Origin of the sequence: Myxococcus sp. AM010, assembly GCF_013372585.1 — a bacterium.
Classification (GTDB): Bacteria; Myxococcota; Myxococcia; order Myxococcales; family Myxococcaceae; genus Myxococcus; species Myxococcus vastator.
Map to the genome: position 1 here is coordinate 24,229 of NZ_JABXEO010000094.1, position 6,743 is coordinate 30,971.

The window sequence follows — 6,743 nt, forward strand, 5'->3', positions numbered from 1 at the left end:
AGGGGTGTGACGGCGAATGAACGCCGTCCTTCCTCACGGAGTCCCCGCTATGACATCTCCCCGTTCATTCCGAGCGCTGGCCTGCACTGGTGCCCTCTGCCTCCTGGGGGCATCCCCCGTGTGGGCAGCGCCCACCGAGTCGTCCGGACCGCGCGAGATTGCCCGCATCGGGAACGCTGACAGCCAGGTGCTCTGGTTCGAGGGCGACAGGGGCGAGGTCAACGTGGCCGTCATCGCCCAGTATCCGCAGCGTCCACTCGTGGCCCCTCGCTTCTTCCAGACACACTCGGCGGCGGAGGTGTTCCTGGCCGTGGCGCCCGAGGGGCAGGCGCTGCCCTCGGCCCTGGCGGCCCGCGCGCTCGCCACGATGGATGCGGGTGAGCGCGCGCAGCTCCGGTGGCAGAACGAGGCCGAGCTCTCCGCCTTCCCAACCACCTTCCCCGATGAGCCTCGCTCGCTCGCCGGAGGCTGCTCTGCCTCGAACAGCGCCTGGGCTGCCTTCGTCTATGGGGACGCCACCTGCGGGGACCCCAGCCAGGAGGTCATCCACACGGCCTTCACGAGCGACTACTACTGCAACTCCCCGGACTGTGACTTCCCGCTCGGAAGTCAGGACGGCGACGAGTGCTCCCCTGCTTTGCTCCCCTGCGACAGGGTTCGGGGCACCGCGACGCGCGTCCGTCTGCGCGCCACCAACTGGAGCTCGAACGTGTCGTTCAATCATCCAGGGCACTCCATGCACTTCGCCGTGCTGAACTGCGCGGGCAATGGGCCGGTGACCTTCAACTTCAACCGAGGCGCGACGGCTGACAGCGTGCAGCTCACCCCTGGACAGATGTGGAACGTCAAGCTCGGAGAGACGGTCGCTCCGGCCGCCGCCGCCAAGCGCGTCACCATGGGCCGGTGGACCGAGGGCCTGCCCGCGAGCGGCGACTCGTACGTCTCCAACGCCATGTCAGTGACCGGCATTTCGGGCACGACGGACGACGTGATTGCCTGCGGAGACATCATCACCCGCTACACCATGTCGGACCTGACCGTCCCCGCCTGCCACAACTACGCCGACCTCGCGCTCTGCAACGGCACGAACTGCAACAACGCCTGCTACCACACCTGGTAGAGAGCGCGCTGCTCCGTCCCCGGCGACGCCGCGTGTTCCCGCACCGAGTGGACCACCTGTCAGTGGTCCATTCGCTGCCCCATCACCGTGCCGGGCGTCTTGCAAGGCCAGGGCCGCCCGGGGCGTTTTCCCCCGGGGCCGGGCTCGTGGGCGGACCTTGCCTCCACGCCGCAACCATCTCTCGCCTTGATGAGGGGATCAGGGCGTCAGGCCGCTTGAGTCATGGCCCCCACGCGCGTGGGAGGCCTTTCTCGCGAGGTCCACGATGCCGTCCGTGTTGCGTCCGTCCCTGGTGCTGCTCTCCTCCTGCGTCCTGTTGCTGTCCACGCTCTCCGCCTGCGATGACGCTGACTCCACTCCTGATGCAGGCCCCTGGCTTCCCGAGGACTCGGGGACGACCGACTCCGGCACTCCCGATGCGGGCGCGGCGGCGCCGTGGGATGGCGGCTACACCGTGCTGGAGGAACACGGTGACTGGATTGACCGGGGCCGCTTCTCGCCATGCGAGTTCAATCCGCAGGGAGACCCCACCACCTTCCGGTGTGATGACCTGTCGCGCTACGACGTTTCACAGTGCTCACCGGAGGCGCTCGCCCAGGTGGCGCAGCACGGCGTCTACCTGGTCGACATGCGAGGTGAGCGCCTGCTGTCTGACGGAGGGACCCAGATTGTCCCCGACTTCACCAGCTACCAGCTCTTCTCCGACGGAGGGACGGACACGCTCAACGGCCAGCCGCTGCTGACGCGGAGCACGGACGGCGGGAGCTTCTTCGTCGTTGGCAGCCGCACCAGTCCGTTCAACGGGGCCGTCACTGTCACCGCGCTCGCCGGCTGTCAGGTGCCCTCACCCGGCATCATCACGGGCTGCTACGCCCGTTGCACCAACGGCAGGTTCAGCCGGGCCGGCACCTTTGAAGCCCAGCGCATGCCCTCGCAGCGAGGCGAGGGCGAGTCCTCCGGCGGGCTGCGCCTCATCTCCGAGTCCCCCGTCGCACTGGGGGATGCCGTGGACGTCTATGTCACGAAGGACCACGCCTACGTCGTCTCCATCAATGACTTCGCTGGCACCAGGAACGGCGGGCTCACCGTCTTCGACGTGAGTGACAGGGCGCACCCCCTCTTCAAGGCCTCCATCAGCCTGCCGGGGGACTCGAGCTGGAATGGCGTGTGGGCCAAGGAAGATGCCCTCTACATCGCCGGCAACAGCGCGGGCGTCGTCGTCTATGACATCTCCAACCCCTCACAGCCGGAGTACGTGCGTCACCTGCCCGCGGGGCAGTACGGGGCGCACACCGTGCTGGTGGATGGAAACCGGCTCTATGCCATGTCGCCCGGCGAGGTGACCTTCGTGCATGACGTCACCTCGCCGCTGGAGCCCGTGCTGCTCCAGCGCATCACCGTGCCGTCCGAGTTCTCCGTGGGGGGCGCACACGACGCCTTCGCCTACGAGGGCCGGCTCTACGTCAGCAACGCCTTTGGTGGTTACTCCATCATGGACGTCACCGACCTCGACAACGTGCGGCACCTGGGCCAGTACGTGCACGGCTTCAACGCCTACGCGCACCACAGCGCCGTGGGCACCTTCGCCGGGCGCACCATCGCCTTCGAGGGCACTGAATTCAATGGCGCCCACCTGCGCGTGTTGGACGTCACGGACCCGGCGAACATCGTCAAGATTGGCGAGTTCCGTCTCAGCCCCGTCACGTCCATCCACAACCTGATTCTGAAGGGCCACCTGCTCTACATCGCCTGGTACCACGAGGGCGTGCGCGTGCTGGATGTGTCCAACCCCACGCAGCCGCGCCAGGTGGCGCACTACAACACCTTCCGAGAGAGCGACCCCGGCCGCACGGACAACCTTTTCGAGGGCACCTTCGGCATCCGAGTGCCCGGCGACGGGTACGTGTACGCCGCCGACTCCGTGCGCGGCCTGCTCATCCTCAACGAACTCTGAGCGGCGGTGCCGCACGCCGAGCGGGGAAACAGCAGGAGGAGGAGGGCGAGGCGCCTCCTGTCGTTGCCCTGTCGCTGGAGCGGCTGTGTGGGGCTGCCGCGCCTCAGCGGCCCGCGGCCCTGGCGCGCTCGACCTGGCGCGCCCGGGCACAGCCTTCGTTGACGCCCAGGTCACACGCCTTCTTCAGGTCGGACAGCGCGGACTTGAGGTCTCGCAGGTGGTAGTGCGTCCCGCTGCGCTCCATGTAGGCCAGCCCGTGGTCGGGATTGCGTTCAAGGAAGGCATCCCAGAGCGGGAGGATCTCCTTGAAGCGCCGCTCGCGCGCCAGGGCGTAGTCCCGCTGCTGCACGGTGCGGAAGTCCTCCGCCCCCTCGCCTTGCTGCGCGTCGGCCTGTGCCGCCGCCTGCTGAGGGGATTTGACGACCCACGCGCGCCGCCGCGCCACCTCGGGGTTGCCTGGCGCGAGCTCTCCAGCCAGCTCCAGCAGGCCCAGCGCCTCCTCGCGGCGTCCGGCCTTGTGCGCCTCCCAGCCGTCGTAGATGACCCCCTTCACCACGTGGTCCCGCAGGGCGCGTCCTTCCGAGTCCGTCGCGTCCAACCGCAGGGCGTGCAGGAGGTCCTTGCCCGCGGGTTCCCACTTTCGGCTGTTGGAGAGAATCCGAGCACGTTCGAAATAGACGGACGCACGAGCGGGGCGCAGGGCCACGGCCCGGTTCACCTCCTCCAGCGCGGCGTCCAGGGCCTTGGTGCGGCGCAGTTGCTTCGCCCGAGCCAGTCTGAACTCCCAGTAGTCGCCGGCTGACAGCGCCTGGGTGAGCAGGACCCGTCCCTGGTCGTGCTTGCCCTGGACGGCCAGGTCGTGTGCGCGGTCAAAATCGGCGAAGCCACGCAGGAAGCCCAGCTCGGGGTTCGCGAGGCGCTGTGCCTCGGCGAAGGCGTCCATCTTCTCGTAGGTACCGCCCCAGCGGGGGGCGAGTCCGTGGAGATAGACGGCGCGGACATCTACACACGTGGGGCACTGCTCCATGGCGCGGGTGAAGGCTTGCTCGCGCGTCTCGTCGTCGCCGAGCGCGTTCGCCACGTAGATGAGCGGCCGCGCCGCTGCGACCGCCTTCGGGTGAAGCGACCACGCTCGGAGGAGCTCGGGCACCGCCCGCTCGAAGGCCTCATGCATCCCGGCGAACTCCTCGTTCGCCGTCGCAGCCGCGAGCTTCCCCCCTCGGCGCAGGTAGCCCACCGACACCCAGTGGGTCCCCCTCGCGAGGTAGGGCGCGAAGGAGCGCGGCGACGCTTTCACCCAGGCGTCGAGGAGCTCCGTCGACTCGGAGGAGCCGTTGCCGAGCGCCAGGATGCCGTCCGTCATCCAGTGCTCGTCCCGAGGGTTCGACTCCATGCCCCACTGGAGCTGTTCGACCGCCAGCGTCAGCTCCTCGAACTGACGTCGGAGCAGGAGCGAGCGCAGCGCCACCCCATCCACATGCCCTTGGGGGACTTTGCCCACCTCGCGCCCGGCTGGCGTCACGATGGGGAGCCCTTTCGGCGCGGGGCCGGGGGCAGGTGTCAGGACGGGCTCCTGGCGCGCCGCGATGCGCGCTTCGACTTCGGCGCTCCGCTGGGGCCGTGAAGCAGTCACGGCGAGCCCGGCGCCCAGGCCCACCAAGAGGACTCCCGCGCCGAGCGCGGTACGAAGAGTTGACATTGAACCTGGCATCCTACTCAAGACAGGCCGCCGCGTACCTTCCTGGCCGTCTTCTGGACAGGGGGCGTGGACCGGGGCAGAGGTGTGCATACCGATGGCCTCCCGTCCGCCCTCCGCCCGTGGCGCCTCCCCCCGGACGCAGAAGACGAAGCAGCTCCCCGCCGGCGCCCGGCGCGCCGTGGGGAAGGCTCCCAGTCCGGGCTGGGGCCGCTGGCTGTTTGTCGGGTGGCTGCTGTTCGTCGTCTGGCTCAGCGTGGAGTACGCGCGGCTGCCCGACGTCCGCGCGCTGCGGGCGCAGAACCCGCGCACCACCGCGCTCATCACGCAGCGGGCCGAGGAGGCGCTGGCGGCGGGAACGCAGCCCCGGGTACGTCAGGCCTGGGTGTCCCTGGACGCGGTGGCGCCGCACGCGGTGGACGCCGTGCTGACCTCCGAGGACGCGCGCTTCTACAAGCACGAGGGGGTGGATTGGATTGAGGTGGAGAACGCCCTCGAACAATCCGTGCGAAAGGCGCGCCTGGGCCGCGGCGCGTCCACGCTCACCCAGCAACTGGCCAAGAACCTCTACCTCTCCACGGACCGCAGCCTGCTGCGCAAGGCCAAGGAGCTGCTGCTCGCCCGCCAGCTGGAGACCCATCTGTCCAAGCAGCACATCCTCACGTTGTATGTGAATGTGGTTGAGTGGGGCGAGGGCGTGTATGGCATCGAGGCGGCGGCGCGCGAGCACTTCGACACCTCGGCGCGTGCGCTCACGGTGGCACAGGGCGCGATGCTCGCGGGCATGTTGCCTGCTCCACGGCGCTGGCTGCCCGCCCAGAAGCCCGAGACCCTCCGTATCCGGGCTGGCGCCATCATCGGGAGGCTGGAGCGCGAGGGCCGCATCACCGCGACGCAAGCGCGCGAGGCCCAGGCCGAGCTCTCGCGCTTCTTCGGCGAGACGTCCGTGCCCGGCTCCGTGGTGGAGGCCATCTCCCGACTGTCCTCGGAGAGCTGAGCCGCGGGCCTCTGGCTCTGGTAGAGGGGCAGGGTTGTCAAACCTCTCCCTGGAGTCTACGAATGTCCCGGATTTCTCGTCGCGCGCTCGTGTTCGCCCTGCTGCTGACTTCCACCTCCGCCCTCGCGGGAGCGCAGTGGGTGCAGGCGCGGACGGTGCTCAATACGTGTGGCTACTTCAGCACCTCTCAGGCGGAAGTCACCCTCACGTACCGCAATGATGACCTGCCCTGGGGAACCCGCGTGTTCCTCATCTACGGCTGGGGCGGAACGTCTGGTGGCCCCAGCACGCTTGATTGGGCTCCGGCGCCGCAGACGGTCGAAGTCCCGGCCGTGGCGCCGTACCACTGGGGCACGAAGGTGACGGGCGTCATCCGGGCGCGGTCGTCCACGCAGTACACGAGCATCAACTACGTCTGGAAGGTGGTCCTCCCGGATGGCCATGAGTTCTACGAGAAGGGCAATGACTCCACCTATGGCTACTACGCCGCGGACTTCTCGCAGGTGCCAATGCCTTGCACGAACACCACCGGGAGTTTCATCGGGACCCCGACGCCGCTGACCATCACCACGGTCGTCAAGGACTGACGGCCCGCTGACGACTGTGCCTGGCGCCGCGGGCGGGAGACGCTCCTGTCCGCGGCCGTCTCTGAACGCCGCAATCTCGGCTCCAGTGCGCGGCAGGGGCTACGACGGGCTCCTGGAGTGATAGCGTGCCCGCCACCATGTCGAATCTGGACGAAATGCAGTCCGCGCTGCACCGCGACGTCGGTGTCATGCCTCCGGCCCTGAAGGGGCAGGTGCCACTGCTTCGCGACCTCCTGGCCGACGCGAGGGGCGAAGCATTGGAAGCGCTGTTCACGCGCGCGAATCAGTCCGAGGGTGAGCTGCTGGAGGCGGCGGCCTGGCTGTGGGCTCGGACGCTCCAGGCGCCTGATGCCGTGGAGCAGCTTGAATCGCTGGAGGTGGGGGAGGGG

At 68.7% G+C, this 6,743-nt stretch carries 6 protein-coding genes; 5 read left to right on the forward strand and 1 reads right to left on the reverse strand.

Annotated elements, in window-relative coordinates:
- Positions 1 to 118 precede the first annotated feature (118 nt).
- Both HV826_RS30935 and HV826_RS30940 read left to right on the forward strand, forming a co-directional pair.
- Complete coding sequence (locus HV826_RS30935) at positions 119 to 1,120, forward strand: hypothetical protein (RefSeq protein WP_368671029.1); 1,002 nt, start codon at positions 119 to 121, stop codon at positions 1,118 to 1,120.
- Between the two features lie 265 nt (positions 1,121 to 1,385).
- Complete coding sequence (locus HV826_RS30940) at positions 1,386 to 3,074, forward strand: hypothetical protein (RefSeq protein WP_176420658.1); 1,689 nt, start codon at positions 1,386 to 1,388, stop codon at positions 3,072 to 3,074.
- 103 nt (positions 3,075 to 3,177) lie between these two features.
- Here HV826_RS30940 and HV826_RS30945 read toward each other — a convergent pair whose 3' ends face one another.
- Positions 3,178 to 4,773: a DUF4034 domain-containing protein gene (locus HV826_RS30945; protein ID WP_255207971.1), complete on the reverse strand. Its 1,596-nt coding sequence runs from the start codon at positions 4,771 to 4,773 to the stop codon at positions 3,178 to 3,180.
- A 94-nt stretch (positions 4,774 to 4,867) separates the two neighbouring features.
- On the opposite strand from HV826_RS30945, the gene mtgA reads away from it, so the two are divergent.
- The 3 genes from mtgA to HV826_RS30960 form a co-directional block, all read left to right on the forward strand.
- Positions 4,868 to 5,767 carry a monofunctional biosynthetic peptidoglycan transglycosylase gene (gene mtgA, locus HV826_RS30950; RefSeq protein WP_176420660.1) on the forward strand — a complete coding sequence of 300 codons (900 nt, stop codon included), beginning with the start codon at positions 4,868 to 4,870 and terminating at the stop codon, positions 5,765 to 5,767.
- Between the two features lie 62 nt (positions 5,768 to 5,829).
- A complete protein-coding gene (locus HV826_RS30955) occupies positions 5,830 to 6,354 on the forward strand; it encodes a hypothetical protein (protein WP_176420661.1) in 525 nt (174 codons plus the stop codon).
- A gap of 125 nt (positions 6,355 to 6,479) precedes the next feature.
- A partial coding sequence (locus tag HV826_RS30960; RefSeq protein WP_176420662.1) for a hypothetical protein occupies positions 6,480 to 6,743 on the forward strand: 264 nt, incomplete at its 3' end.

Excerpts from the sequence above, each read along its gene's own strand:
- HV826_RS30940 (WP_176420658.1), top strand. The coding sequence starts at position 1,386 with ATGCCGTCCGTGTTGCGTCCGTCCCTGGTGCTGCTCTCCTCCTGCGTC.
- HV826_RS30945 (WP_255207971.1), bottom strand. The coding sequence starts at position 4,773 with ATGTCAACTCTTCGTACCGCGCTCGGCGCGGGAGTCCTCTTGGTGGGC.
- mtgA (WP_176420660.1), top strand. The coding sequence starts at position 4,868 with ATGGCCTCCCGTCCGCCCTCCGCCCGTGGCGCCTCCCCCCGGACGCAG.
- HV826_RS30955 (WP_176420661.1), top strand. The coding sequence starts at position 5,830 with ATGTCCCGGATTTCTCGTCGCGCGCTCGTGTTCGCCCTGCTGCTGACT.